The organism is Rhodanobacter sp. FW104-R8 (assembly GCF_001617365.1).
Classification (GTDB): domain Bacteria; phylum Pseudomonadota; class Gammaproteobacteria; order Xanthomonadales; family Rhodanobacteraceae; genus Rhodanobacter.
On the sequence record NZ_LVJR01000119.1, the window covers coordinates 23,694 to 46,944 of the forward strand.

Sequence of the window (23,251 nt, forward strand, 5' to 3'; positions counted from 1 at the left end):
TGCTCAGCGACCCGAGTGCCCCGGCTCGTCGTAGTCGCGGTGGGTCAGCAGGCCGGGCCGGATCAGGTCGACGAAGGCGCGCGCCTCGGCGCTGAGGAACTTGCCCTTGCGCATCACCACGCCGTAGCTGCGCTGCGGGAAGTACTGCTTCATGTTGCGCACCGCCAGCCGCGCGTGGTCGGCCTCGGTGATGCAGATGCCGGTGACGATGGAGATGCCCATGCCCATCGCCACGTATTCCTTGATCACGTCCCAGCCGCCCACCTCAATCGCCACGTGGTACGGCACCTGGCGCTGCTGGAACACCAGGTCGACCAGGCGGTAGGTGGACAGCCGCTGCGGCGGCAGAATCAGGCCGTACGGTGAGATGTCCTCCAGCGTGATCTTGTCCTTCGCCGCCAGCGGGTGGTCCGGCGGCAAGATCAGCATCGGGTCGTAGTGGTGCACCGGTGCCCAGGCGATGTCGTTCGGCACGTCCAGCATCGAGCCGACCGCGAAGTCGGCCTCGTCGGCGCGCAGCAGCGCCAGGCCGTCCTTGCCGGTGACGTTGGCCAGCTGCAGCTGCACCGCGGGAAAGCGCTCGCGATAGCGGCGCACCAGCGCGGGCAGCAGGTACTGGATGGTCGAGGTGCCGGCGGCGATGGTCAGCCGGCCCGCCTGCAGGCCCTTCACCCGGGCCTGGAAGTCGCGGTCCAGCGTGTCCCAGCCCTCGACCAGCGGCCGCGCCAGTTCGTACAGCGCCTCGCCCGCGTCGGTGAGGTTGATGCGCCGGCGCCGGCGCTCGAGCAGGCTCACCCCCAGTTCCCGTTCCAGCGCCTGCAACTGCAGGCTGATCGTGGGCTGCGACAGGTACAGCGCCTCGGCGGCGCGGGTCAGCGTGCCCAGCTTCACCACGCTGACGAAGGCGCGCAGCTGCTTGTGGCGGTTGCCCTTGTAATAGAAGCGACCGGCGTCGGCCGGCTCAGCGCCGGCGCGCTTTTTTGTTGCGCTGCGATGTATTTTTTTTGACTTGCCCGAGACACCGGTTGGCTTCTTCATTGAAGGATTTCAGTTGGTTGAGTGATACATTTACATTGCTCATAGTAGTAATTGAAACATTCACTTTGTCAAATACATGGTGGCTGCCCTAGCTTCGAGTCATCCACGACACGGAGCGAACCCATGGCAGTACCGCAGGAACGACTCGACATCGGCGCCGTCGAGATCCACGCCGACCCCGCCGGTTACGCAGGCGTGCTGACCCCTGCGGCGCTGGCCTTCCTGGCCCGGCTGCACCGCCGCTTCGAGGCGACCCGGCGGCAGTTGCTGCAGGCCCGCCGCGAGCGCCAGGCGGGCTATGACGCCGGCGGCCTGCCGGACTTCCGCGCCGACACGGCGGCGATTCGCGCATCCGACTGGCACGTGGCGCCGATCCCGGCCGCGCTGCAGGACCGTCGCGTCGAGATCACCGGCCCGGTCGAACGCAAGATGATCATCAACGCGTTGAACTCCGGCGCGAAGGTGTTCATGGCCGACTTCGAGGATTCCTCCTCACCCACCTTCACCAACCAGCTCGATGGCCAGCTCAACCTGCGCGATGCGGTGAACGGCACCATCGCGTTCACCTCGCCCGAGGGCCGGGAGTACCGCGTCAACGCCAAGCCAGCGGTGCTGGTGGTGCGTCCGCGCGGCTGGCACCTGCACGACAGGTTCTTCAGCGTGGACGGCGAACCGGTGGCCGGCGCGCTGGTCGACTTCGGCCTGTTTGTCTTCCACAACGCCCGAGCCCTGCATGCACGCGACCACGGCCCGTACTTCTACCTGCCGAAGCTCGAGGCGATGGAAGAGGCCGCACTGTGGGACGCGGTGATGGCGGCGGCCGAGGACGAGCTGCAGCTGCCGCCCGGCACGATGAAGGCCACCGTGCTGATCGAGACGCTGCCGGCGGCATTCCAGATGCACGAGATCCTGCACGCCCTGCGCCGCCGCGCAGTCGGCCTCAACTGCGGCCGCTGGGACTATATCTTCTCGTACCTGAAGACCCTGCGCGGGCATCGCGACCGCCTGCTGCCCGAGCGCGGCCAGGTGCAGATGACCGCGCCGTTCCTCAAGGCCTATTCCGAGCTGCTGATCCAGACCTGCCATCGCCGCGGCGCGTTCGCGATGGGCGGCATGGCCGCGCAGATCCCGATCAAGGGCGACGACGCGGCGAACGAAGCCGCGCTGGCCAAGGTGCGCGCCGACAAGCTGCGCGAGGTCAGGGCCGGCCATGACGGCACCTGGGTGGCGCACCCCGCGCTGGTGCCGGTGGCGCAGCAGGTGTTCGACGAATACATGCCCGCGCCGAACCAGCTCGGCGTGCTGCGCGAGGACGTGCAGGTGAGCCGCGAACAGCTGCTCGCCGCACCGAACGGCACGATCACCCGCGCCGGTTTCGACAACAACGTCGAGGTCTGCCTGCGCTACACCGCGGCCTGGCTGGACGGCCTCGGCTGCGTGCCGATCCATCACCTGATGGAGGACGCCGCCACCGCCGAGATCGCCCGCGCGCAGCTGTGGCAGTGGCTGCATCACGGTGACCTCGAGTTTCCCGACCACGCGCCGATCGACTTCGCGCTGTTCGACCACGCGGTGGCCGCGCACACCCATCGCCTGCGCGACAGCCGCCACCCCGGCGCCGCCCGCGCCGACGACGCGGCCGCCTTGCTCAGCGCGATGACCCACGCCGACCAGCTCGGCGACTTCCTCACCCTGCCCGCCTACGAACAACTCGCCTGACCGATCTCGACCTGTAGGAGCGCGCCCTGTGCGCGATGCTTTTTGCACGACCAACTCCAGAGCATTCGCGCACACGGTGCGCTCCTGCAACAACACCATCACCGGAGCCACGCCATGAAGACCCTGCCCACCGCCGAACAGATCACCCTGGACTGGAACAACAACCCGCGCTGGACCGGCGTGCAGCGCAACTACTCCGCCGAGGACGTGGTCCGCCTGCGCGGCACCGTCGCGGTCGAGCATTCGCTGGCCCGCCGCGGCGCCGAGCGGCTGTGGAAGTCGCTGCACCAGGAGGACTTCGTCAATGCGCTGGGCGCGCTCACCGGCAACCAGGCGATGCAGCAGGTCAAGGCCGGCCTGCAGGCGATCTACCTGAGCGGCTGGCAGGTCGCCGCCGACGCCAACGTGGCCGGCGAGATGTACCCCGACCAGTCGCTGTACCCGGCCAACTCGGTGCCGCTGGTGGTCAAGCGGATCAACAACACCCTGCTGCGCGCCGACCAGCTGCACCATGCCGAAGGCAAGGACGACTGCGACTGGCTGGTGCCGATCGTGGCCGACGCCGAGGCCGGTTTCGGCGGCGTGCTGAACGCGTTCGAGCTGATGAAGGCGATGATCGAGGCCGGCGCCGCCGGCGTGCACTTCGAGGACCAGCTGGCCTCGGTGAAGAAGTGCGGCCACATGGGCGGCAAGGTGCTGGTGCCCACGCGCGAGGCGGTCGACAAGCTGAACGCCGCGCGCCTGGCCGCCGACGTCGCCGGCGTGCCGACCCTGCTGGTGGCGCGCACCGACGCCGACGCCGCCGACCTGCTCACCTCCGACATCGACGCCAACGACCGGCCGTTCATCACCGGCGAGCGCACCGTCGAGGGCTTCTTCCGCGTCAGGCCCGGCCTGGACCAGGCGATCAGCCGCGGCCTCGCATATGCGCCGTACGCCGACCTGATCTGGTGCGAAACCAGCAAGCCGAACCTGGACGACGCACGCCGCTTCGCCGAGGCGATCCACGCGAAATTCCCCGGCAAGATGCTGGCCTACAACTGCTCGCCCAGCTTCAACTGGAAGAAGAACCTGGACGACGCCACCATCGCCAACTTCCAGAAGGAACTGGGCGCGATGGGCTACAAGTTCCAGTTCATCACCCTGGCCGGCTTCCACAGCCTCAACTACGGCATGTTCGACCTGGCGCACGGCTACGCGCGCCGCCAGATGAGCGCCTTCGTCGAGCTGCAGGAAAAGGAATTCGCCGCCGCCGAACGCGGCTTCACCGCGGTGAAGCACCAGCGCGAGGTGGGCACGGGCTACTTCGACCAGGTAACCCAGGCGATTCAGCAGGGCCAGTCCTCGACCACCGCGCTGAAGGGCTCGACCGAGGAGGCGCAGTTCCGGCAGGCGGTGGCGTAAGACACGCGTAGGAGCGCACCCTGTGCGCGATGCTCTTTCGCCACGTGACGAAGAGCATCGCGCACAGGGTGCGCTCCTACGCCGCCGTCGGCGGCACCAGCGCGATCACCGTCCAGCCCGGCTTCGGCTCCAGCTCGCGCTTGGCCGAAGCCACCCGCAACGCGCCTTTCTCCTCCACGCCGAACATCAGCACCGTGTCCGAGCCGTACTGCTCGATGAAATGCGGCCAGTCGAAGGTGGCGCTGAGCCGGGTCGACTTGATCCGCCAGCCCTGCGCCAGCAGTTCGGCAAAGCGGCCGTGGGTCATCTCCTCGTCGAACAGCGGCGGCGCCAGCAGGCCGTCGGCCAGCGCCGCGCGGTCGGTGTTCTCCTGCGGCGTGAGGTTGCGCAGCCGATACACCTTCTCGCGCCCGAACTCCTGCCGGTAATGCACGCAGGCCAGCGAGTTGCGTTCGCGGTGCGTCGATACCGCCAGCAGCCGGCCGATGCCGGTGAGGTCGAGATGCCGCTCGGCATGCGGCGAGGCCGGGTTGCCGAAGAACGTGGCGAGCCCCTCCATCCGCGCCAGCCGGATGCCGTCCCAGTCGTCGTCGGCCAGCACCACGCGGAAGCCGGCTTCGTCCAGCGCCTTGCCGATCGCGCGAGCGACCCGGTCGGAACCGAAGATCAGCACGCCGCGCGGCTCCGGCTCGGCCACCTTCAGCCAGACCGCCAGCGGCCGCGCGGTGGCGCTCTGCAGGATCACCGTGCCGACGATCAGGGTGAACACCAGCGGCACCAGCGCCTCGGCGCCAGCCACGCCGAGCGCGTCCAGGCGCAGCGCGAACAGCGCCGACACCGACGCCGCCACGATGCCGCGCGGCGCCACCCAGCCGATCAGCGCTCGCTCGCGCCAGTTGAGGCCGCTGCCCAGGCTCGACAACGCCACGGTCAGCGGACGCACCACCAGTTGCGCGATCACGAACAGGGCGATGCCCGCGCCGAGCATGCCGTCCGGCAGCGGCCAGTGCAGCCGCGCCGCCAGCAGGATGAACAGCAGCGACACCAGCACCGTGGTGAGGCTTTCCTTGAAGTCGAGGATGTCGTCGATGTGCACGCCGCGCAGGTTGCCCAGCGCGATGCCCATGATCGTCACCGCCAGCAGCCCCGACTCGTGGGTAATCGTGTTGGAGACGCTGAAGGCGAGCAGCACCGCGGCCAGCACGGCGTAGTTCTGCAGGTACTCGGGGATCAGCTGGCGACGCAGGAAGAACGCCATCAGCCAGGCGGACAGCGCGCCGATCACCGCCCCGCAGCCGATCGTGGCCACGAAGATGCCGATGGTGTGGCCCTCCTGGCGCGACACGATCGCCTCGTAGACCAGCACCGCGAACAGCGCGCCCAGCGGGTCGATCACGATGCCTTCCCAGCGCAGCGTGTTGGCGATGCGGGCGTTCGGACGCAGGGTGCGCAGCATCGGCGCGATCACCGTCGGTCCCGTCACGCAGGCCAGCGCGCCGAACAGCAGCGCGATCGGCCAGGCCAGCCCGGCAACGAGGTGCGCGGCCAGCGCCAGCAGCAGCAACGAAGCCACCGCGCCGTAGCTGACCAGCCCGCGCACCGCCTTGCCGATCCCCGGCAGTTCGTGGAAACGCAGGGTCAGGCTGCCCTCGAACAGGATCAGCGCCACCGCCAGCGACACGGTCGGGAACAACAGCCTGCCGAGCACCTTGTCAGGATCGAGCACGCCGCCGACCGGGCCCAGCACGATGCCCGCCAGCAGCAGGAACAGGATCGCCGGCAGCTTCACCCGCCATGCCAGCCACTGCGCCAGGAAGCCGATCATCAGCATGCCGGCGAGCATGAGGCCCAGGTCGATCGTCATCGCAATCCTTGGACACATCGGCCGTCATCGAAACACGCGACGGCGCGCGCGTCCAGCGCCCGAAAAGCTTAAGGAGTGAGTGGAGAGGAGTGAGAAGTGAGAGGGAGCACGCATCTGCTCTTGCTCACTTCTCACTCCTCACCACTCATTCCTGCCTTCAGAAGCGGCGGTACTGCAGCGCCTCGGCCAGGTGCTCGCGCTCCAGCAACGCGGCGCCGCCATCGAGGTCGGCGATGGTGCGGGCCACCCGCAATACGCGATGGTAGGCACGTGCGGACAGACCCAGCCGCTCCAGCGCGGCTTCGAACCAACGTCGCTCGGCCGGTCCCAGCGCGCAGTCGCGCTCCAGTTCGCGCGTGCTGATCTCTGCATTCGGCCGCCCCGCGCGCATCAGCGACTGATGCCGCGCCTTGAGCACGCGCGCGCGCACCGTGGCGGAATCCTCGTCGCGCTCGCCGCGCGGCGTGCCCAAGTCGGCCAGCGGCACCGGCGGCACTTCCACGCACAGGTCGATGCGGTCGAGCAGCGGCCCGGAGATGCGCGCGCGGTAGCGCTGGATCTGGTCCGGCGTGCACTGGCAGCGCGGGTTGCCGGCATAGCCGCACGGGCAGGGGTTCATCGCCGCGACCAGCTGGAACTGCGCGGGAAACATCGACCGCCGCGCCGCCCGCGAGATCATGATGTGGCCCGACTCCATCGGCTCGCGCAGCACCTCCAGCACGTGCCGGCTGAACTCGGGCAGCTCGTCCAGGAACAGCACGCCGTTGTGCGCCAGCGAGATCTCGCCCGGGCGCGGGCTCGAGCCGCCACCGACCAGCGCCACCGCCGAGGCGGTGTGATGCGGCGCGCGAAAGGGTCGCCGGCGCCAGTGCTTCGGGTCGGTGACCTGCCCGGCCACCGAGAGCACGGCGCAGGTCTCCAGCGCCTCCGACTCCGACAGCGGCGGCAGGATGCCGGGCAGGCGCTCGGCCAGCATGGTCTTGCCGGTGCCGGGCGGCCCCACCAGCAGCAGGTGGTGGCCGCCCACCGCGGTGATCTCCAGCGCGCGCCGCGCCTGCAGCTGGCCGCGCACGTCGGCCAGGTCCGGACCGCCATCGGCGCCGCCGTCGCTGGGAATGCCCACCGGCATCAACAGTTCGTGCGCACCGCGCAGCCAGCCGCATACCTCGGCCAGCGTGTCGGCCACCCGCACATCCATGTCGGAGACCAGCGCCGCCTCGTTGGCGTTCGCGCGCGGCACCACCACGCGGCGGCCGCGCGCGCGCGCGCGCAGCAGCGCCGGCAGCACGCCGGAGACGCCGCGCAGCGAGCCGGTCAGGGCCAGCTCGCCGAGAAATTCGCAGTCGTCCAGTTTCTCGCGCGGCACCTGGCCGCTGGCGGCGAGGATGCCGAGCGCGATCGGCAGGTCGAAGCGGCCGCCGTCCTTGGGCAGCTCGGCCGGCGCCAGGTTCACCGTGACGCGACGGCCCGGATACTCGAATGCGGTGTTCTGGATCGCCACGCGCACGCGATCGCGCGCCTCGCGCACCGCGGCCTCGGGCAGGCCCACGATGCTGGTGCTCGGCAAGCCGCCGGAAAGATGCACCTCGACCATCACCTGCGGTGCGGCGATCCCTTCCTGGGCCCGACTCAGGGTGACGGCAAGACTCATGCGACCGCTGGTCGGTGGCGCGTGGCGGACAGGGTGCTGACAGGCACGGACATCGGCGGCTCCATCAGCAGCGCTGAATAAATAACCGCCTCCGATCGTTCTCGGGGTGAGGGTGACGGATCGGAGGCGGCTCCCGGGAGATGGTTGTCACGAACCCGCGCGGGCAGCCACCGCGGCCTCCAGTTCGGCCACGCGTCGCTCCAATTCGTCGACCTTGGCGCGGGTGCGCGCCAATACCTGGGACTGGACTTCGAATTCTTCGCGGGTGACCAGATCGAGGCGGCGCAATCCCTGCGCCAGAACATCTTGGAAGTTGGTTCGCAAATCCTGATGCGCCTGTGCCACCCCTGGCGGTACCAACGACACAAGTCGCAGGGCAATCTGGTCGATATCCTGCCTATCCATCATGGATAGCGCCTCGAGCTCGTCGAGGTAAATACTAGGTGAATGGAAATCGCGGGCACCATCGGTATGCTCCATCAAAAGTTGTAGGGATTGTCCTACACGAGCCGTTTCCAGGCGACAACCCTCCACCGGGCAGGCAGAATGCCAACCCGACCCATCCGATGCCCTGCTAAGGAACAAACCATGAAGCTGGTCGTGGCGATCATCAAGCCGTTCAAGCTGGACGACGTGCGCGAAGCGCTGGCCGAGGTCGGCGTGCAGGGCATCACGGTCACCGAAGTGAAGGGTTTCGGCCGCCAGAAAGGCCATACCGAGCTGTATCGCGGCGCCGAGTACGTGGTCGACTTCCTGCCCAAGATCAAGCTGGAGGTGGCGGTGGCCGACGACCAGCTCGATCGCGTGATCGAGGCGATCCAGACCTCCGCCCGCACCGGCAAGATCGGCGACGGCAAGATCTTCGTGAGCGCCCTGGAACAGGTGATCCGCATCCGCACCGGCGAGCTGGATCACGACGCCCTGTAATTTCGCGGCAGCCCGCACCGGCCCTCGCCGCAAGCGTCCTGCATACCGACTTATACACAAGTTGTTGGGTTGACCCTGCCCGGGCCACCCGATATGTTGTGTGCGTCGGTGCCCGACCAGATATTTAACTGGCGGGCTTGAGGGAATCCGGTGTAACTCCGGAACTGCCCCGCAGCGGTAGAGCGGAAACGAACGTCCCCACATGCACTGGCCCTCGGTGGCCGGGAAGCGAGGACAAGTAGGCGGATCGCCAGATCCATGTCCGCAAGTCCGAAGACCTGCCGGCACACCGGGACGAACGTGTCCCGGTGCGTAGTGACGGCTTCCGCGGGGAAGCGCGTCGTGGAGCCGGACGCCACAGGGCGCCCGGCTCGCGCGCTGCCCCCGGCATCCATCACTATCAGGCCCTGCGCGCGGGAGCAGGCGTTTGATGTCCATGCCGGAGCCACCAGCCATGCAACCCCTCGATACCGTTGGGCGCGAGCGCACCGTCGCGCGCGCCGACTCGCCCGCCGCTGAAGCGGCCGTACCGTCCTCGCCTGAAACCACTTTCACGCTGACCCCACCGCACAACCCGTCCCAGATGCGCGTGACCAAGCGCAACGGCAACCAGGAAACCGTCGACGTCAACAAGATCGTGCGCGCCGTGACCCGCAGCAGCGAAGGTCTGCACGGTGTCGACCCGCTGCGCGTGGCGCTGAAGACCATCGGCGGCCTGTACGACGGCGCCACCACCCAAGAGCTGGATCAGCTGTCGATCCGCACCGCCGCCGCGCTGACCGCGGAGGAGCCGGAATACGGCCAGCTCGCCGCGCGCCTGCTCGGTGCGTACATCGACAAGGAAGTCAGCGGCCAGGAAATCCAGAGCTTCTCGCAGTCGATCGCACGCGGCGCGGAACTTGGCATTCTCAACGATCGCCTGCGCGATTTCGTGGCTGCCAATGCACGCAAGCTCAACGACGCGATCGACCCGCTGGCCACCCGCCGCTTCGAATACTTCGGTCTGCGCACGGTGTACGACCGCTACCTGCTGCGCCATCCGCAGCGGCGGCTGGTGATCGAGACGCCGCAGCACTTCTTCATGCGCATCGCCTGCGCGCTGGGTGGCAACGAGATCGGCGAGACGCTGGAACTGTACCGGCTGCTCTCCTCGCTGGAATACCTGGCCAGCTCGCCCACCCTGTTCAACGCCGGCACCGCGCACGAGCAGCTCAGTTCGTGCTACCTGCTCGACTCGCCGCTCGATTCGCTGGAGTCGATCTACGACAAGTACGCCGACGTGGCCAAGCTCAGCAAATTCGCCGGGGGCATCGGCCTGGCGTATTCGCGGGTGCGTTCGCGCGGCTCGCTGATCCGCGGCACCAACGGCCATTCCAACGGCCTAGTGCCGTGGCTGAAGACGCTGGACGCCTCGGTCGCCGCGGTGAACCAGGGCGGCAAGCGCAAGGGCGCCGCCTGCGTGTATCTGGAATCGTGGCACGCCGACATCGAGGATTTCCTCGAACTGCGCGACAACACCGGCGACGACGCGCGTCGCGCGCACAACCTCAACATCGCGAACTGGATCCCCGACGAATTCATGCGCCGAGTCGAGAACGACGGCGACTGGTCGCTGTTCGATCCGAAGCTCGTGCCGCACCTGGTCGACAGCTGGGGCGAAACGTTCGATCGCGCCTATCGCGAGGCAGAAGCGAACGGCCTTGCCGTGAAAGCGGTGAAGGCACGCGAGCTGTACGCACGCATGATGCGCACGCTGGCGCAGACCGGCAACGGCTGGATGACGTTCAAGGACCGCTGCAACGCCACCAGCAACCAGACGGCGCAGGCGGAGAACGTCATCCATCTGTCCAACCTGTGCACCGAGATCCTGGAAGTGAGCTCGGCGACGGAAACCGCCGTGTGCAACCTTGGTTCGGTGAACCTGGCGCGGCACGTGGCCAACGGCGCTTTCGACTTCGAGCAGCTCGCCGCCACCGTGCGCACCGCGGTGCGCCAGCTCAACCGGGTGATCGACCTCAACTATTACCCGATCGAGACCGCGCGCACCGCGAACATGAAGTGGCGTCCGGTCGGGCTGGGTGTGATGGGCCTGCAGGACGTGTTCTTCAAGCTGCGCCTGCCGTTCGACTCGGCCGAGGCGCTGGCGCTGTCCAGCCGCATCGCCGAGGAAATCTATTTTCACGCGTTGTCGCAATCGGCCGAGCTGGCAGAAGCCGAAGGTGCGCATCCGGGCTTTGCCGAAAGCCGCGCCGCCAACGGCGAGCTGCAATTCGACCATTGGCCGAACGCCACGCCGCACGACGTCGCGCGCTGGAACGCCTTGCGAGAACGCGTCAAGCAGCACGGCCTGCGCAATTCGCTGCTGATCGCCATCGCGCCCACCGCCACGATCGCCTCGATCGCCGGCTGCTACGAATGCATCGAGCCGCAGGTATCGAACCTGTTCAAGCGCGAGACGCTGTCCGGCGATTTCCTGCAGGTGAATCGCCATCTTGCCGATGAGCTGAAGACGCTGGGCTTGTGGACGTCCGAAATACGCGACGCGATCAAGCTGGCGGAAGGTTCGATCCAGGGCATCGCCGCGATTCCCGAACGGCTGCGTGCGATCTACCGCACCGTGTGGGAGCTGCCGCAGAAATCGCTGATCGACCTGGCCGCTTCCCGTGGCGCCTGGATCGACCAGAGCCAGTCGCTGAACCTGTTCATGGAGAACCCGAACATCGGCCAGCTCAGCTCGATGTACATGTACGCATGGAAGGCCGGCATCAAGACCACGTATTACCTGCGCTCGCGGCCGGCGACGAAGATCGCCAAGACCACGGTGTCGGCGGTGTCCGACCAGGCGCAGGCGAATGCCGCGGTGTTCTGCTCATTGGAAAATCCCGAGTACTGCGAGGCTTGCCAGTAACCCCACGCTCGCCATCCCAGCGAAAGCTGGGATGACGCTGAGCGGACGGACGGCTCAGTCACAAATCTCCGCATACAAATCCCGCCAATACGGATTGGACTTCTCGATGAGCTTGACCTTCCACGTCCGCTTCCACGCCTTGATCGCCTTCTCACTGGCAATCGCGGATTCCATCGTGTCATGCACCTCGAACCAGACGAGGCCATGCACGTGATGACGCTGGGTAAAACCAGCGACCACGTTGTTCCGGTGCTGCCAGATGCGTGCAGGCAGGTTGGAGGTGACACCGACGTACAGCGTGCCGTTGCGCTGACTGGCGAGGAAATAAACACAGGGATTTCGTTCTTGCATACGGCGGATCCGTTCACTCCATTCAAGCGCCAAGAAACTTACCCATAAAACGTCCGTCATCCCAGCGAAAGCTGGGATCCAGAGCCTTTTGCTTACATGACATCGCGGTGAAAGCCGAAGTCGCTGGATCCCAGCTTTCGCTGGGATGACGGTCAAAAACACCCGCGCCTCGCTGGCTGCGAACCCACACAAGGAACCCCATATGTCCGCCCAACCCACCCGCAACGCCCACATCCTCGATCCCGGCTTCGAGCTCACGCTGCGCCCGATGCGCTACCCCGGCTTCTACGAGATGTACCGCAACGCGATCAAGAACACCTGGACCGTCGAGGAGGTGGATTTCTCGATGGATACGCGCGACCTCGACACGAAGATGTCCGCCGCCGACCGGCACCTGATCCGTCGGCTGGTGGCGTTCTTCGCCACCGGCGACACCATCGTGTCGAACAACCTGGTGCTGAACCTGTACCAGCACATCAACGCGCCGGAAGCGCGCATGTACCTGTCGCGCCAGCTGTACGAAGAAGCGCTGCACGTGCAGTTCTACCTCACCCTGCTGGACACCTATATCCCCGACCCGGCCGAGCGCAACGGCGCGTTCGCGGCGATCGAGACGATCCCGTCGATCCGCCAGAAGGGCGCGTTCTGCTTCAAGTGGATCGACTCGATCCAGGACCTGCGCCGGCTGGAGACGCGCGAGCACCGCCGCCAGTTCCTGCTCAACCTGATCTGTTTCGCCGCCTGCATCGAAGGATTGTTCTTCTACGCCGCATTCGCCTACGTCTACTACCTGCGCTCGCGCGGGCTGCTGCATGGGCTGGCCGCCGGCACCAACTGGGTGTTCCGCGACGAGAGCGGGCACATGGCGTTCGCGTTCGAGGTGGTGCGCACCGTGCGCGCGCAGGAGCCGGAATTGTTCGACGAGGCGATGCGCGCACAGGTCGAGGAGATGATCGAGGACGCGATCGCCTGCGAGACCCAGTTCGCCGAGGACGTGCTTTCCGGTGGCGTGGCCGGCATGTCGGTGCAGCAGATGCGCCAATACCTCGAGTATTGCGCCGACCAGCGCCTGGCCCAGCTCGATCTGCCGAAAAAATATGGCGCGAAGAATCCGTTCGACTTCATGGACCTGCAGGACGTGCAGGAACTCGCCAACTTCTTCGAACGCCGCGTCTCGGCCTACCAGGTCGGCGTGCAGGGCGAGGTGGCGTTCGACATGGCGTTCTAGGGCCGGGATGACCAGACGTTCGTCTGTTGAGAGCCGGGATTCGGGAGAACGTATGCCGCGAGGCACTTGACTACATCTGTAAGCATGGCGTAGCTTGCCTACAACTGTAGTCAACCGAGCCACCGGGCCATGCGCAAACCCACCATCGGCGACCAGGAACTGGCGCTGCTGCATCACATCGACGAGTGCGGCTCCGCCTCGGTAGGCGAGGTGGCCGCGAGCTTCGGCGAGCCGCGCGGGCTGGCCCGCTCCACCGTGCTGACCATGATGGAACGCCTGCGCGGCAAGGGCTATCTCAAGCGCCGGCAGCTCAAGGGCATGTTCCGCTACAGCACCGCCACCGGTCCGGGCGAAGTGATGCGCAGCGCCGTGGGCAGCTTCGTCGAGAAGACGCTGAGCGGTTCGGTATCGCCGTTCGTGGCGTGGATGTCGGAACGCGCTGAAGTCTCCGACACCGAGTTGGCCGAACTGGAGGCGCTGGTGGCGCAGTTGCAATCCCGGCGCAAGGAGTCGTGAAATGGACGCACTCGGCCATTTCGCCGACACCTTGCTCACCCGGCTGCTGTGGACGTCCATCCAGGCCTCCCTGCTGATCGGCATCGTCTATCTGCTTGGCTGCCTGTGGCCGCGCCTGTCGGCGGCGATGCGCTGCATGCTGTGGTGGCTGGTCGGCGCGCAGCTGTTGCTAGGCCTGCTGTGGCACGCACCGCTGGAACTTCCGCTGCTCTCGCCCACACCATTTGAAGCGACCGCGCCGGTCACGCCGCCCATGACGTTCTTCGCCGCGGCGGCTGGCGACGTTGCGCTGCCGTCGCTCGCTTCGCCACCGACACATGCGCTGTCCTGGCGCACCGGCATCGCCCTGTCGTGGTTGGCCGTCTTGCTGTTGCAGGGGTTGGTCGCGCTGCGCCAATGGCGGCAGGCACGCAGCGTGCTGCGCGAATCACGACCCTTGCGCGATGCCTCGCTGCAGGCGCTGTGCGCGCGCCAGGCGCGACAACTTGGCTTGCGCCGTTGCCCTCGCCTGCGCGTCTCGGGCGCCATCGTCTCGCCCCAGGTGACCGGCCTGTGGCGGCCCACCGTACTGCTGCCTGCCGGCCACGCGCTCAGCGCCGACGAGGCGGCGATGGCGATCGCGCACGAGCTGGCCCACCTGCGCCGCGGCGACCTGTGGCTGGCCTGGGTGCCGGCGCTTGCGCAGTGCCTGTTCTGCTTCCACCCGCTGGTGCGCTGGGCCATGCGCGAGTACGCGCTCAACCGCGAATCGGCCTGCGATGCGCAGGTATTGCGGCACGACCGCGCCGCGCCGCAGGAGTACGGCCGCCTGCTGCTGCGCCTCGGCGTGGCGCAGCCGATGCACGCAGGCCTCGCCGGTGCTTCCCCGTCCTTCCACAACCTGAAGAGGCGACTGACCATGCTGCAGCAAACCGTGAACCAGCCGCCGTCGCGCATCCGCGGCTGGCTGCTCGTCGCAGTGATCGCCCTCGTCGGCGTGCTGCCCTATCGCGTGACGGCGGCCGGCGCGGACAACACCCAGGCCACGCCTGCCTCCACCCAGGCGAGCCTGTTGCCGCCCCCGCCGGCTCCTCCGGCAGTGCCGCCGCCCACCGTTCCCGCCTTGCCACCGGCACCACCGGCGCCACCGCTGCCACCTACCCCGCCGCACGATGCCAACGGCCTGCGGGTCCACTACGCCAACGTCGCCATCCATACCGACGCCAGCGAAGGCTTCGCGTTGTTCGATGGCGATGCGGCCATCGTCAACGGCAGCGATGCCGATCTCGCCGCCGCGAAGCGCCTGCAGCGGAACGGCAAGTCCATGCTGTGGTTTCGCCGTGGCGACAAGGCCTGGCTGATCGACGACCCTGCCTACGTGCAACGCGCCAAGGCCGCCTACGCGCCGGTCGACGCCCTGGCCAGGCAGCAAGGCGAGCTGGGCGGCAAGCAAGGTGCGCTCGGCGGCAAACAGGGAGCCTTGGGCGCACAACAAGGCATGTTAGGCGCCCAGCAAGGGCAGCTCGCCGGCCAGCGCGCCATGCTGGCCAACCAGCAAGCCATGCTCGCCGCGCAATCCGGCCAGCGCGACCACACCGCTGAAATGCAGGCGAACCGCGCCAAGCTGGAAGTCAGCGAGCAGGAACTCAATCGGCAGCAGGAAAAGCTCAGTCAACAACAAGAAGAACTGGGTCGGCAGCAGACCGAGATCGGCAAGCAGCAGGAAGCGCTTGGCGCGCAACAGGAAGCACTGGGCAAACGCCAGCAACAGGCCACCAGCCAGGCCAGCCAGCAGATCAGGAAGCTGCTCGACGAAGCGATCGCCAAGGGTGTCGCGAAGCCGACGAGCCTGCGCTGAGCGCCTCCCTCTGAACTTTACGAGAGCGAACGCGTCGCCGCTCTTGTAGTCTTGCTCCCTCCCCTGCTCGAAGGGGGGAGGGCCGGGCGACCGCAGGGAGTCCTTCAGGTGAGGGGGCGCTCTTCGTCGCAAGTCAAAAGCCACCCCTTCCTGACCTCCCCCTGCTGCGCAGGGGGAGGAACCGGGTGTGTTACTTCTGCTCCCTCTCCCTTATGCCAAGGGGAGGAACAAGAGCGCCGGCATCTCCCGCACACGCACAGTCACTCAGCGCCAGGGCCACGCCTTCAGCTGGTACTCGTGCGGCGGCGTGTTGCCGGCGAGGTACTGCACGAAGTAATCCCAGCGCCGGCGGGTGGCGTACGGGGTGGCCTCGGCGTAGCCGTGGTGGACGTTCGGGATCAGCAGCAGGTCGAAATCCTTGTTCGCCTTGATCAGCGCGTCGGCCACCAGCAGGGTCTGGTAGGGCGGCACGTTGTCGTCCATGGTGCCGTGCACCAGCATCAGGCGACCCTTGAGGTTCTTCGCGAAGCTCTGGTTGGCCTGGGCGTCGTAGTTGGTCTTGCCGTCCTTGTCGGTCACCAGCAGGCCCTGCCACTTCTCGGCCCAGTCGTCTTCGTAGTTGCGGTTGTCGTGATTGCCGCTTTCGGCCCAGCCGACCTTGAAGAAGTCCGGGTAGTGGAACATCGCGGCCGCGGTGGCGTTGCCGCCGCCGGAGTGGCCCCAGATGCCCACGCGGTCGAGGTCGATCCACGGATACTGCTTGCCGAGTTCCTTCAGGCCGAGCACCTGGTCAGGCAGGGTGTTGTCCTCGACGTGCTCGAAGTAGGCGTCGTGGAACGCCTTGGAGCGCCACGGCGTGCCCATGCCGTCGAGCGCCACCACGATGAAGCCCAGCTCGGCCACGGACTGGTGGTCGCCGCGCGCGGACGAGAAACTGCGGCCGCGCACCGAGCCGGTCTGCGGGCCCGGGTAGATGTAGTCGATGATCGGGTACTTCTTCGACGGATCGAAGTTCGTCGGCTTGAACATCATGCCGTACAGGTCGGTCTTGCCGTCGCGCCCTTTCACCGTGAACGGGACCGGCGGCACCCAGCCGGCGGCCTTCAGGCGCGAGATGTCGGCGGTGGCCACGCTCGCCAGGTCGCGGCCGTCGTCGGAACTGCGCAGCACGGTGACCGGCGGCGTGGTCGGGGTGGAGTACGCATCGACGAAGGACTTACCGTCCGGCGACAGCGTGACGGTGTGGTCGGCCGCTTCCGGCGTCAGCAACACCGGCTTGCCGCCGCCCAGGCTGACCTTGAAGAACTGCTGGTAGTACGGGTTCACGCCGGCAGTGCGGCCGACGCCGCGGAACCACACGGTGCGCGTCTTCGGATCGACCTTCAGCACCTCGGTGACGTTGCCTTCGCCGGTGGTGATCGCGTGCTTGAGCTTGCCGGTCTCCAGGTCGTACAGGTACAGCTTGCCCCAGTTGCTGCGCTCGCTGAACCAGATCGCCTCGTTGGTCTCGGGCAGGTAGCGCCAGTTGACCGCGCCGTTGCCGCTTTCGTAGTACGTCGGCACCACTTCCTCGAACACGGTGCGCACCTTGCCGGTGCGCGTGTCGGCGATGCGGAACCACTCGTGCTTGTGGTCGCGCGAGGTGGAGACGAAGGCCAGGGTCTTGCCGTCGGCCGCCCACTTCACGTCGTCCCAGCCGCCGTCGGGGCCGCAGCTGACGTCGTCGCACAGGGTGGAACGATGCTGGTCCGGCGGCATCTGCAGGCGCAGCACCTTCTTCGCGGCGACGTCGACGATGACGCGCTCGATCATCGTCACGTCCTTGTCGCCGACCAGCGGGTACTTCCATTTCTCCAGCGTCGGATGGCCGACGTTGGTGCCGACCAGGTACATCTCGCCGGTCTTGCGCTGGTCCTGCTGGAAGGTGGCGATCTTCTTCGAATCCGGCGACCACTCCACGATGGCCTTGTCGGTGTGCTTCCAGCCGGCGTTGTCGGTGGCGTAGCCGAAGTTCTCCACGCCGCCAGTGGTGAGCCGGGTCTCCTTGCCGCTGGCGACGTCGCGCAGCCACAGGTTCCAGTCGCGGATGAACGCCTCGCTCTTCTTGTCCGGCGACAGCATACCCGGCTCCTTGCCGGTCTTTACCAGCGAGGCGCGGTCGACGCAGCTCGCCTCGGCGGCAGCCAGGTCGCACACGTAGTGCTTGCCGCGCACGGCGACATCGATGCGGCCATCGGGCCGTGCCTCGTAGCCGGTCACCGGCAACTTCTTCGCGTCGACCGGCTTGCCGCCGGCCTTGCCCAGCGCGGCGGCCAGCTTCGCGTGGTCGAACAGCGGCGCAGCCTTGCCGCCGGCCGCGTCCATCCGCACGAAGTGATCGCCGCCGGCGTCGTGGTCGACGTACCAGAAATGGCCGTCGTCCAGCCACTCGACCTTCTGCACCGCGTGATCGACCAGCGGCGCCGTGTTGTAGCCCATGAAGCGCTCCGCCCGCGCGTAGTCGTCCGCGCTCAGCGTGCGGCCCTGCGCGGCGACGCCGGCGGACAGTGTTCCCATGACCAGCGCGCCAAGCACGCGCGAACTGCCGATCTTCAAACCCATGTTGCGTTCCCCTTGCGAAAGCGGATTTCTGCGGTTGCCGACCCTGGCCCGGATGCACCCGAACGGCCGATGCTAACGTGAGCATGACCGATGGCACCCCTGCCATTGGTCCCGATTGTTTCGCTCATGCCGCGGAATGCGCTACCGCATGGGCGGCACACCACCCGCACCCGCCCCTACCGAAGCGATCCCGATGACCCCTGCCCCGATCGAAGCCCGCCTGCTGGAAATGGTTTTCCCCGACCACACCAACCACCTCGGCACGCTGTTCGGCGGCCAGGCGCTGGCGTGGATGGACAAGGCCGCCTTCATCGTGGCCTCGCGCTACGCACGGCGCACCGTGGTCACTGCCCGTTCGGAGGAGGTGAACTTCCGCGTGCCGGTCCGCACCGGCCAGTTGGTGGAGCTGGTGGCACGGGTGGTCAGGGTCGGCCGCAGCTCGATGCACGTCGAGGTGGAGATGACCGCCGAGGACCCGCTGAGCGGCGACCGCCGCATCTGCACCACCGGCCGCTTCGTGATGATCGCGCTGGACTCCAACGGCTCGCCCACGGCCATCCCGGCACTGCCGGACGCCGCCGGCTGACCCTCTACGCCGGCCCCGCTTGACGGGTGCGTACCGGCCATCGCACGCTGCGGCCACCGTGTTCCCGGAGCCGCCTCATGCCGCAGCGTCTCAGAGTCATCGGCAATTACATTTCGCCCTATGTGCGCAAGGTACTGGTGTGCCTGGAGCTGAAGGGGCTGGAATACGAAGTCGACCCGATCGCGCCGTTCGTCGGCAACGACGAGTTCACCCGGCTGAGCCCGCTGCGCCGCATCCCGGTGCTGCTCGACGGCGAGCTGGCGCTCAACGACTCCTCGGTGATCTGCCAGTACCTGGAGGATCGGCACCCCACGCCCTCGATCTACCCGCGCGACATCGCCGATCGCGCCCGTGCCCGCTGGCTGGAGGAATACGCCGACACGCGGCTGGCCGACGGGTTGATCTGGCGGCTGTTCAACCAGCTGGCGATCAAGCGCCACATCTTCGGCGAGGCTCCCGACGAGGCGGTGGTGCAGCATGCGCGCGAGGTGGACATCCCCGCCGCGCTCGACTACCTGGAAAAGCAGCTGCCGGACGACGGCTTCGTGTTCGGCGCGCTCTCGCTCGCCGACATCAGCATCGCCAGCTTCTTCCGCACCGCCTCGTTCGTGCGCTACGCGATCGACGCCGAACGCTGGCCGCTGGCGGCCGCGCTGGTGGCGCAGGTGCAGGCGCTGCCGGTGTTCCAGAAACTGGCCCGCTACGAGGACTGCATGCTGCGGCTGCCGCTGGCCGAGCAGCGCGGCGCCCTGATCACCGCCGGCGCCCCGCTGACCAGCGACACCCTCGGCACCAGCGCGCCACGGCCCGGCCCGCCGCGCGCGTCGTAGGCATCCGCCTCAACGCTGACCCGTCGTCAGCTCCACCAGCCAGTCGACGAACACCCGCAGCCGCGCCGGCATCTGCCGCTGCTGCGGATACAGGATGGTCATCGGCAACGACGGCGGCGGGTGCGCCGGCAGGATCTCGCGCATCCGGCCGCTCTTCAGCGCATCGACGATGCGGTAACGCGGCATCTGCGCGATGCCCAGGCCGGCTTCGCAACAGCCGAGGTAGGCATCCACGCCGCTCACGCTGACGCAGCCCGGCAGCACGACTTCGCGCCGCTTGCGGCCGACCATGAACTCCAGCGGCTCGGCCCGGTGGGTGGTCGGCGAAACCCAGTTCACCGCCAGGTGGCCGTCCTGCAGCGCGACCAGCGCATCAGGCAAGCCATGCCGGCGCACGTAGGCGGCGCTGGCCACGGTGACCTGCTCCAGCATCGCCACGCGGCGCCCGACCATGTCCGAATCGCCCAGCTCGCCGATGCGCAGCACGCAATCCACGCCCTCGCGCACCAGGTCGACGAAACGGTCGCCGGTACCGATGTCCAGCTGGATCTGCGGGTAGCGCGCGAAGAAATCGCGCAGCGCGGGAATCACCAGCAGGCGTGCCAGCGTCGCCGGCAGGTCGATGCGCAGGCGGCCCTTCGGCTGCACCCGCGCCTCGCGGAAATCCGTCTCGACCTCGTCCACGTCGGCCAGCAGGCGCAGGCAATGGCCGTAGTAGGTCTCGCCGTCGCGGGTGGCATGCACGCGGCGGGTAGTCCGCTGCAGCAGCTGCGCGCCCAGCTGCGCCTCCAACCGCTTGATCGCATGGGTGACGGTGGCGCGCGGCAGGTTCAGGTCGTCCGCGGCGGCGGTGAAGCTGCCCAGCTCGATGATCCGCGTATACAGCCGCATGGCTTCGAGTCGGTCCATGGCATTGTTGCTTGTTTTGAAATGGTGATGGCCATTATTGAGCATTTATCCGCTTACCGTCGCGGCGCACCATGCACCCACCTTCACCCACCGGAACGACCACCATGCAGACCCGCACTCTCGGCCATAACGGTCCGACCGTCTCCGCCCTCGGCCTCGGCTGCATGGGCATGAGCGCGTTCTACGGCCAGCACGACGACGCCGAATCGATCGCCACCATCCACCACGCGCTGGATCGCGGCCTCAACCTGCTCGACACCGCCGACATGTACGGCCCGCACACCAACGAGGCGCTGGTGGGCAAGGCGATCAAGGGCCGCCGCAAGCAGGCCTTCGTCGCCACCAAGTTCGGCATCGTGCGCGACCCGGACGACCCGCAGGCGCGCCGCGTCAACGGCCGCCCGGACTACGTGCGCGCGGCCTGCGACGCCAGCCTGCAGCGGCTCGGCATCGACACGATCGACCTGTACTACCAGCATCGCGTCGACCCGGGCGTGCCGATCGAGGAGACCGTCGGCGCGATGGCCGAACTGGTTGCCGCCGGCAAGGTGCGCTATCTCGGCCTGAGCGAGGCTTCCGGCGCCACGCTGGAACGTGCGTGCAAGGTGCACCCGATCGCCGCGTTGCAAAGCGAGTTCTCGCTGTGGACGCGCGACCCGCAAACGAATGGCATGCTCGCCGCCTGCCGCAAGCTCGGCGTCAGCCTGGTCGCCTATTCGCCGCTGGGCCGCGGCTTCCTCACCGGCGCGATCCGCTCGCCGGACGACTTCGACGCCGACGACTACCGCCGCACCAGCCCGCGCTTCATGGGCGACAACTTCGCCCGCAACCTGCAGCTGGTCGAACAGGTGAAAGCGCTGGCCGCCGACAAGGGCTGCTCGCCCGCGCAGCTGGCGCTGGCCTGGGTGCTGGCGCAGGGCGACGACGTGCTGGCGATCCCGGGCACCAGGAAACGCTCGCGGCTGGACGAAAACCTCGGCGCGCTCGATGTGCAGCTCAGCGCGGCCGAAATCGCGGCGATCGACGCGGTGTTCCCGCCGGACGCCGCCGCCGGCGACCGCTACGTCAGCTCGGGCATGCACATGGTCAACGTGTAACGCCGTGCTCCCTCTCCTGCACTGCAGGAGAGGGCCGGGCGACTCAGGTGAAGGGTTCGCTCTCGATCTTTCCCGCCAGTGCCTCGCAGGGCGAGAAGCAAGGCAGCTAAACTGCGCGGCATGAGCACCCCCGAACACTCCCCGCTCGGCAAGGACACCGTCTACGCCGACCGCTACGATCCGAGCCTGCTGTTTCCGATCCCGCGTGCGGACAAACGCGCGGAGATCGGCATCGCCGAGACGTTGCCGTTCCATGGCGTGGACATCTGGAACGCCTACGAGCTGTCGTGGCTCGACCTGCGCGGCAAGCCGCAGGTGGCGATGGCCGAGTTCCGCGTGCCGGCGGCGTCGCCGCACATCATCGAATCGAAGTCGTTCAAGCTGTACCTCAACGGCTTCGCGCAGGAGCGCATCGCCGACCCCGCCACGCTGGCTGCCACCCTGCTGCACGACCTGTCCGCGGCGGCCGGTGCGGTGGTCGGCGTGCAATTGCGCGACGCGCGCGCCGACGCGCTTCCCGTCGTCGACCTGGGCGGCCTCCTGCTCGACGCGCAGGACATCGCGATCGACCACTACGGCCCGCCACAGGCCGATTTCCTGCAGGCCGCCACCAGCGCGACGCCGGTGGCGGAAACCCTGGTCTCGCACCTGCTGCGCTCGAACTGCCCGGTCACCGGCCAGCCCGACTGGGGCAGCGTGCAGGTCGCCTACCGCGGCGCGCCGATCGACCATGCCGGCCTGCTGCGCTACCTGGTCTCGTTCCGCACCCACAACGAATTCCACGAACAGTGCGTGGAACGCATCTTCGTCGACCTGACGCAGCGCTGCGCGCCGCGGCAGCTCAGCGTGTATGCGCGCTACACCCGCCGCGGCGGGCTGGACATCAACCCGTTCCGCAGCAGCACGCCGGCCACGCCCGGCAATCCACGCACGGTACGCCAGTAGCGCTGGAAGCATCGACTCATTGCGCGCCGCGCGTCGCCGGCGCGTGAAAGTTCAGCACACTGAACGCCCCTCGGTAATCGCCGCTTCAGATCGGCGGCGCTAGCCTCGGTGGCCTGACCAACGCGCCGGACGGCGCTGCGGCAGTCGCCACGGACGGGCATCCGCCTGCGACCGAGCCAGGAGTTCCCATGACACGTCCCATGCACAATACCGCGCTGTTGAGCGCCACCCTCGCCGCCCTGCTGCTCAGTGCCTGCGGCAAGAACGAACCGGCGGCGCCGCCGGCCAACGCACCCGCCCCGGCCCACACGGCCGCCGCTCCCGCACCGGCTCCTGCCCCGGCCGCCACCGCCGCGCAACCCGTAGCCACCGCCACGGCCACCCATGCCGGTAGCATGGCGCCCAGCATCGCGGCAACGCCGCCGCCCGCGCCGCTCACCGTGGCCAAACTGACCCTGGGCAGCGCGGTGAACGCCGAGTACAAGGTAACCCGCCCCGGCAACCGTTTCGCCGCCAGCGACAGGACCATCTACGCCAGCGTCACCACCGAAGGCAGCACCGGCGGCGCCACGCTCAACGCGAAATGGAGCTACCTGGAAGGCCAGGGCCAGCTGGTCAGCAGCATCAGCCAGTCGATCGCCACCGACGGCCCCGCCATCACCACGTTCAAGGTGCAGAACCCCGACCTGTGGCCCGAAGGCAAGTACCGCGTCGAGATCTCGCTCGACGGCAAACCCGTGGCGAAGCAGGACTTCGAGATCAGGAGGGTTCTACCCCGTTTTCGCGGACAGTTGAGTTAAGGCCGTAAAGGCCCGGTCCCGAACCTCGATTCTGCGTTGC

General features: G+C 67.7%; 19 protein-coding genes and 1 riboswitch. Of the genes, 12 read left to right on the forward strand and 7 right to left on the reverse strand.

Annotation, left to right across the window (positions count from 1 at the left end; translation table 11 throughout):
* Nucleotides 1–3: 3 nt before the first annotated feature.
* Nucleotides 4–1,038: a LysR family transcriptional regulator gene (locus RHOFW104R8_RS15545; RefSeq protein ID WP_068092720.1), complete on the reverse strand. Its 1,035-nt coding sequence runs from the start codon at nucleotides 1,036–1,038 to the stop codon at nucleotides 4–6.
* Between the two features lie 123 nt (nucleotides 1,039–1,161).
* Here RHOFW104R8_RS15545 and aceB point away from each other — a divergent pair, with 123 nt between their 5' ends.
* Nucleotides 1,162–2,757 (forward strand): malate synthase A, encoded by a 1,596-nt coding sequence (gene aceB / locus RHOFW104R8_RS15550; protein WP_068092717.1) that lies wholly within the window; start codon nucleotides 1,162–1,164, stop codon nucleotides 2,755–2,757.
* Nucleotides 2,758–2,871: 114 nt separating this feature from the next.
* A complete protein-coding gene (gene aceA, locus RHOFW104R8_RS15555; RefSeq protein ID WP_068098848.1) occupies nucleotides 2,872–4,161 on the forward strand; it encodes an isocitrate lyase in 1,290 nt (429 codons plus the stop codon).
* Between the two features lie 76 nt (nucleotides 4,162–4,237).
* Here the strand turns inward: aceA and RHOFW104R8_RS15560 are convergent, their stop codons facing one another.
* From RHOFW104R8_RS15560 to RHOFW104R8_RS15570, 3 genes are all read right to left on the reverse strand, one after another.
* Entirely contained in the window at nucleotides 4,238–6,025 is a 1,788-nt protein-coding gene (locus RHOFW104R8_RS15560) for a sodium:proton antiporter (RefSeq protein ID WP_068095180.1), read from the reverse strand.
* Nucleotides 6,026–6,182: 157 nt separating this feature from the next.
* The gene (locus tag RHOFW104R8_RS15565) at nucleotides 6,183–7,676 is read right to left on the reverse strand and encodes a YifB family Mg chelatase-like AAA ATPase (RefSeq protein WP_082823664.1); all 1,494 of its coding nucleotides are present in this window, start codon (nucleotides 7,674–7,676) and stop codon (nucleotides 6,183–6,185) included.
* A 147-nt stretch (nucleotides 7,677–7,823) separates the two neighbouring features.
* Nucleotides 7,824–8,084 carry an accessory factor UbiK family protein gene (locus tag RHOFW104R8_RS15570; RefSeq protein WP_068095204.1) on the reverse strand — a complete coding sequence of 87 codons (261 nt, stop codon included), beginning with the start codon at nucleotides 8,082–8,084 and terminating at the stop codon, nucleotides 7,824–7,826.
* Between the two features lie 180 nt (nucleotides 8,085–8,264).
* On the opposite strand from RHOFW104R8_RS15570, the gene glnK reads away from it, so the two are divergent.
* Both glnK and RHOFW104R8_RS15580 read left to right on the forward strand, forming a co-directional pair.
* Nucleotides 8,265–8,603 (forward strand): P-II family nitrogen regulator, encoded by a 339-nt coding sequence (gene glnK / locus RHOFW104R8_RS15575; protein ID WP_068095184.1) that lies wholly within the window; start codon nucleotides 8,265–8,267, stop codon nucleotides 8,601–8,603.
* 89 nt (nucleotides 8,604–8,692) lie between these two features.
* A riboswitch (cobalamin riboswitch) is annotated at nucleotides 8,693–8,904 on the forward strand.
* A 153-nt stretch (nucleotides 8,905–9,057) separates the two neighbouring features.
* Complete coding sequence (locus tag RHOFW104R8_RS15580) at nucleotides 9,058–11,511, forward strand: ribonucleoside-diphosphate reductase subunit alpha (protein WP_068095186.1); 2,454 nt, start codon at nucleotides 9,058–9,060, stop codon at nucleotides 11,509–11,511.
* A 54-nt stretch (nucleotides 11,512–11,565) separates the two neighbouring features.
* On the opposite strand, the gene RHOFW104R8_RS15585 is transcribed toward RHOFW104R8_RS15580, so the two are convergent.
* Entirely contained in the window at nucleotides 11,566–11,862 is a 297-nt protein-coding gene (locus RHOFW104R8_RS15585) for a GIY-YIG nuclease family protein (RefSeq protein ID WP_068095206.1), read from the reverse strand.
* A gap of 202 nt (nucleotides 11,863–12,064) precedes the next feature.
* Here RHOFW104R8_RS15585 and RHOFW104R8_RS15590 point away from each other — a divergent pair, with 202 nt between their 5' ends.
* From RHOFW104R8_RS15590 to RHOFW104R8_RS15600, 3 genes are all read left to right on the forward strand, one after another.
* Nucleotides 12,065–13,090, forward strand: coding sequence for a ribonucleotide-diphosphate reductase subunit beta (locus tag RHOFW104R8_RS15590; RefSeq protein WP_068095208.1), 1,026 nt, complete (start codon nucleotides 12,065–12,067; stop codon nucleotides 13,088–13,090).
* Between the two features lie 129 nt (nucleotides 13,091–13,219).
* The gene (locus RHOFW104R8_RS15595; protein WP_068095188.1) at nucleotides 13,220–13,606 is read left to right on the forward strand and encodes a BlaI/MecI/CopY family transcriptional regulator; all 387 of its coding nucleotides are present in this window, start codon (nucleotides 13,220–13,222) and stop codon (nucleotides 13,604–13,606) included.
* Between the two features lies 1 nt (nucleotide 13,607).
* Nucleotides 13,608–15,443: a M56 family metallopeptidase gene (locus tag RHOFW104R8_RS15600; RefSeq protein ID WP_068095190.1), complete on the forward strand. Its 1,836-nt coding sequence runs from the start codon at nucleotides 13,608–13,610 to the stop codon at nucleotides 15,441–15,443.
* A gap of 264 nt (nucleotides 15,444–15,707) precedes the next feature.
* Here RHOFW104R8_RS15600 and RHOFW104R8_RS15605 read toward each other — a convergent pair whose 3' ends face one another.
* Entirely contained in the window at nucleotides 15,708–18,044 is a 2,337-nt protein-coding gene (locus RHOFW104R8_RS15605) for a S9 family peptidase (RefSeq protein ID WP_068095192.1), read from the reverse strand.
* Between the two features lie 193 nt (nucleotides 18,045–18,237).
* Between RHOFW104R8_RS15605 and RHOFW104R8_RS15610 the strand changes: the two genes are divergently transcribed.
* Together RHOFW104R8_RS15610 and RHOFW104R8_RS15615 are read left to right on the forward strand one after the other, a co-directional pair.
* On the forward strand, nucleotides 18,238–18,630 hold the full coding sequence (locus tag RHOFW104R8_RS15610; RefSeq protein ID WP_153021720.1) for an acyl-CoA thioesterase: 393 nt from the start codon (nucleotides 18,238–18,240) through the stop codon (nucleotides 18,628–18,630).
* 77 nt (nucleotides 18,631–18,707) lie between these two features.
* The gene (locus tag RHOFW104R8_RS15615) at nucleotides 18,708–19,460 is read left to right on the forward strand and encodes a glutathione S-transferase family protein (RefSeq protein ID WP_068095194.1); all 753 of its coding nucleotides are present in this window, start codon (nucleotides 18,708–18,710) and stop codon (nucleotides 19,458–19,460) included.
* A gap of 9 nt (nucleotides 19,461–19,469) precedes the next feature.
* Here RHOFW104R8_RS15615 and RHOFW104R8_RS15620 read toward each other — a convergent pair whose 3' ends face one another.
* Nucleotides 19,470–20,369, reverse strand: coding sequence for a LysR family transcriptional regulator (locus tag RHOFW104R8_RS15620; protein ID WP_068095196.1), 900 nt, complete (start codon nucleotides 20,367–20,369; stop codon nucleotides 19,470–19,472).
* A gap of 104 nt (nucleotides 20,370–20,473) precedes the next feature.
* On the opposite strand from RHOFW104R8_RS15620, the gene RHOFW104R8_RS15625 reads away from it, so the two are divergent.
* The 3 genes from RHOFW104R8_RS15625 (at nucleotide 20,474) to RHOFW104R8_RS15635 (ending at nucleotide 23,211) form a co-directional block, all read left to right on the forward strand.
* Nucleotides 20,474–21,466 (forward strand): aldo/keto reductase, encoded by a 993-nt coding sequence (locus RHOFW104R8_RS15625; protein WP_068095198.1) that lies wholly within the window; start codon nucleotides 20,474–20,476, stop codon nucleotides 21,464–21,466.
* 120 nt (nucleotides 21,467–21,586) lie between these two features.
* Nucleotides 21,587–22,411 (forward strand): NADPH-dependent 7-cyano-7-deazaguanine reductase QueF, encoded by an 825-nt coding sequence (gene queF, locus RHOFW104R8_RS15630; protein WP_068095200.1) that lies wholly within the window; start codon nucleotides 21,587–21,589, stop codon nucleotides 22,409–22,411.
* Nucleotides 22,412–22,599: 188 nt separating this feature from the next.
* Nucleotides 22,600–23,211 (forward strand): hypothetical protein, encoded by a 612-nt coding sequence (locus RHOFW104R8_RS15635; RefSeq protein ID WP_068095202.1) that lies wholly within the window; start codon nucleotides 22,600–22,602, stop codon nucleotides 23,209–23,211.
* The last annotated feature ends 40 nt before the right edge of the window (nucleotides 23,212–23,251 follow it).